The 1,538-nt window shown below is 70.2% G+C and carries 2 protein-coding genes; both read left to right on the top strand.

What is annotated here, in order from left to right; translation table 11 throughout:
- Positions 1-609 (top strand): extracellular solute-binding protein (locus VF584_13395; protein HEX8211163.1); only part of this gene is annotated, 609 nt, incomplete at its 5' end.
- 92 nt (positions 610-701) lie between these two features.
- Positions 702-1,529 carry a sugar ABC transporter permease gene (locus tag VF584_13390; GenBank protein ID HEX8211162.1) on the top strand — a complete coding sequence of 276 codons (828 nt, stop codon included), beginning with the start codon at positions 702-704 and terminating at the stop codon, positions 1,527-1,529.
- The last annotated feature ends 9 nt before the right edge of the window (positions 1,530-1,538 follow it).

Below are 1,538 nucleotides of genomic sequence, written 5' to 3'. Positions count from 1 at the left end.
TGGGCCACGGTGCAGTACCAGCGCTTCCTGCGTGATGCCTCGCCGCCCGGTTCCATCGGCTTCAACTGGAACGAGTGCCAGACGACCTTCATGCAGGGCCGCGCCGGCATGTGGGTGGACGGCATCGGCTTCGCCGCACCGCTCGAGGACCGCACCCGCTCCCGCGTCGCCGGCAAGGTGGGCTACGCCGTGGTGCCGCGCGGGCCGGGGCCGGAGCACCACTGCGCGCTGTTCGGCGCCGGCTACGGCATCCCGGAAGCCTCGCGCAAGAAGGGGCCGGCTTGGCTGTTCATCCAGTGGGCGCTGGGCAAGCCCATGCAACTCCGGATGCTGGCCGAGGGCCGCGGCGTGCCGGCCCGCGCCTCGCCCTTCCGCAACGAGGAGGCGATCGGCCGCAGCCACTTCCCGCGCGAGTTCTTCCAGACCCTGGAGGCCAGCTCCAAGATCGCCCGCGCCGGCTTGCCGGAGATCGTGCCGGTGACGCAGTTCCGCGACGTGATAGGCGCCGCGCTCACCAACACCATATCCGGCGCCGACGTGGCGGGCGAGCTGAAGCGCGCCACCGCCGAGTTCCGGCCGGTGCTGGAGCAGAGCGAGCGCGAAAGCTGATGTCGGGCGGCGCCGCGGCCCTTCCCGTCCCGGCGACCGCGGCGGCGAAGCGCCGTCGCCGCAATTACGCGCGGCACTACGCTTGGTTCATCGTGCCCGCGGCCGCCGTGGTGGTGGCCGTCATCCTCTTCCCCTGGGCCTTCACCCTCTATGTCTCCGCCTTCGACTGGCGCCTCGGCGGTGAGCGCCGCTGGGTGGGGCTGGCGAACTACGCCGCATTGTTCAGCGACGCGCGCTTCGGCTGGGCGATGCTGCGGACGCTGCTCTACACCGTGCTGGCCGTGGTGTTCCCCCTCCTGTTCGGCCTCGCCGCGGCGCTCGCTTTCCACCGCCGCTTCCCGCTGCGCGGCTTGGCGCGCGCCGTGTTCATCCTGCCCATGATGGCGACGCCGGTGGCGGTGGCCCTGGTCTGGACCATGATGTTCCACCCGCAGCTCGGCGTGCTGAACTGGCTGCTGACCACCGCCGGCCTCCCGCCCAGCATGTGGGTGTACAGCGCCTCCACCGTCATCCCGACCCTGGTGATGGTCGAGGTCTGGCACTGGACGCCGCTGGTGATGCTCCTGCTGCTCGGCGGCTTGGCGGCGCTGCCGGTGGACCCCTACGAGGCCGCGAAGATCGACGGCGCCACCCCCTGGCAGGCCTTCCGCCACGTCACCTTGCCGTTGTTGATGCCCTTCATCGTGGTGGCGCTCATCATCCGCACCATCGACGCGCTGAAGGCCTTCGACACCATCTACGTCATCACCCAGGGCGGGCCGGGCCAGGCGAGCGAGACCATCAACATTTTCCTCTACCTCCAGGCCTTCGCCTTCTACAACATGGGCTACGCCAGCGCGGTCGTGGTGGTGTTCTTCGCCATCATCATGGCGCTAGCCGCGCTGCTGCTGTGGACGCGCCAGCGGGTGAAGCTGGCATGAGGCGCGCCC

The organism is Longimicrobium sp. (assembly GCA_036389135.1).
Taxonomy (GTDB): Bacteria; Gemmatimonadota; Gemmatimonadetes; order Longimicrobiales; family Longimicrobiaceae; genus Longimicrobium.
The sequence above is the reverse complement of the archived record's forward strand: the minus strand, read 5'-3'. Positions and strand labels throughout refer to the sequence as shown.